Below are 2256 nucleotides of genomic sequence, written 5' to 3'. Positions count from 1 at the left end.
CTCCCTGAGGCGGATTTACTTTTGTGATTTCAACAGCAATTTTTACATTATCTGTGCTTGAACCTAGCTTTTGCGCGATTTCGGTAAGCTTCGCTTGAATTTCCGCCACAGGTAACTTATATGATGCTGTATCTGTTTGAACATTCACTACCGCTTTTGCCTCTTTTGTCGCTACGTCTGCAAATAGCTTCGCTGGCACTTCCGCTTTTGCCACTTCATTCGCTCCAAGCGCACCAACGCCTAACACGATTTCTTTATTTTGAGCTGAAACAAGATTAACGATGTCTGCAATTTTGTCTACTTTCACTTCGGTTACTTTTTCTTTTTGTCCTTTGCTGTTTGTTTGCTCTTTTGTCGTTACTGCATCTTGGCCAACATTTACTTTTCCATTGTCTACGCCTGTGCTTGGAGGAGTTACAACTGAACCACCACCTGTGCTACCAGCCGTAACTGAGACTGTCCTTTTAGCGATTGTTATTCCATCAATTTTAGCAAAAACATCAATCGTCCCTGTTTGATGGACAGTCAAGACATTGCTGCTGAAGGTTGCAATTGCTGGGTCCGACGTTTCCCATTGAATAGATGTTGTTAAGCTAACTGTTATGGTACTTCCTTGAACAATTGGAACACGCAGTTCATATTCATTTCCTACATTAGCGATTATCGCACCATTCTCCGTAAATGCACTTTGAAGCATTGTGGAACGTGCTTGTTTATTTGTATCAATAACTTGATCATTCAATTTCGATTGCAATTGGAATAACTTTTCAACAGATAAACCAATAGAATTAAGCTTACCTTGTAAAGTAGAAAAATCCCCAGCGTTTAATGTGTTCTGTACAGCAGTTTGGATGATTGACGAATACGATACATTTGATTTTGCTGCATTTTGCATAATAGCAGTTTCTAAATTAGACTCCATGGCTAATACGAAATCAATGAGTTGATCTGCTGTGACGTTGTTTGTTTCATCAAATAACGTATTAAACTTAGCCGCATAATTTGCACGGAAGTTTTTTACCGACTGCGCAAGATCAGCCGAAGTCGCATGTTTCGTATAGATGAGATTGGCTACACCTTTAATAAGTTCAACAAGTGCATTTTGTTTATCGGGGTCACTTAATGATAGCCCACTAACAGCATTTGAAATATGAGAGTATTGAATAGTATCAATCTTATTCTTTGCATTTTGCAAAGTCGTCTCATCAGCATTTTTGTAAAAAATATAAAACCGACTAGCTAGCTGATCAATTTTTTGATCGACTGTTTGCGCCGCCTCAACATGTGTAGCTTGTCCACCAACCGCAACTACTGGGGTAAAAGCAACAGCTGTTGCAATCATCGCCCGCAATGCCTTTTGACTCCATGGATATTTTTTCATTCCATCACCTCATTTAAATATATGTAAATATGGAAGTACTAACAGCCGTAATCTATCTTTTATTTCCATAAGTTTATAGTAATTCAATTGTATGACGATATCAAGACGTATTTCCAGCTTGGTTACATTTTTTATGTCCATTGTTCTATAAAATCGTGTTATGATAAACATAGCGGAACAAAGAGAAAGGAGATCATTCAAGTGAAAAAATGGATCGCCATTTCACTTAGCATCATCGTTTTGCTTCTTGGTGGTGCAGGGGGATACTATTATTTTCTTACAAATAAAAAAGTAGATTTGAAAAAAGAAGACAAAGAAGTAGCTAAAATTGTAGAAGAAGAATATGAAATTGTGTTGCCTGATGACAGCGAGTCATCTGCGTCAGGAAACGAGCAAACATCCACAACAAAGAATCCAGACGACATAAATAGTCAAGCAAACAACAATGAAACAGAACATGAGGAGGAAAACAAGTCATCGTCGCCATCCGATGAAAAAGGAACAAATAACGAAAGCGAATCAAACAAACAAAATGATACAAATGAAGACAACAAAACAAACGAACCCGTCCAACAAGTAACGGTCGCAAGCATTAAAGAAAAGTATCGCCCATCGTTTGAACTCCTCCAACAGCAAGCGAATGCTAGAATTGACGCGCTTGTCGATCACGCAATTGGAGAGTACAAGGAAAGAAAAGCAAATGGACAATCGGTATCATTTAATTACTTCTTCTCCAAATACAACACAGCTGCCCAAGAGCTTGAGGCAAAAACAGATGCAGCATTCAACGTCATTTACAACGCACTAGAAAACGAATTAAAAAAGAATGGCTTTAACCCAAATCATGCGAAAGAATTTCGTGAAACATACGAACA

At 38.3% G+C, this 2256-nt stretch carries 2 protein-coding genes; one reads left to right on the top strand and one right to left on the bottom strand.

Going from position 1 to position 2256, the window contains the following annotated elements; genetic code table 11:
- The coding region (locus tag V7Z64_RS13035; RefSeq protein ID WP_297990437.1) for a hypothetical protein at positions 1–1381 on the bottom strand (1381 nt) is incomplete at its 3' end.
- Between the two features lie 201 nt (positions 1382–1582).
- Between V7Z64_RS13035 and V7Z64_RS13030 the strand changes: the two genes are divergently transcribed.
- Positions 1583–2256: hypothetical protein (locus V7Z64_RS13030; RefSeq protein WP_334110704.1), on the top strand; the 674-nt coding region annotated here is incomplete at its 3' end.

The organism is Anoxybacillus sp. (genome assembly GCF_036834105.1).
In the GTDB taxonomy this organism is placed as follows: Bacteria; Bacillota; Bacilli; order Bacillales; family Anoxybacillaceae; genus Anoxybacillus.
Note: the sequence above shows the minus strand (reverse complement) of the source record. Positions and strands in the feature narration are given on the sequence as shown.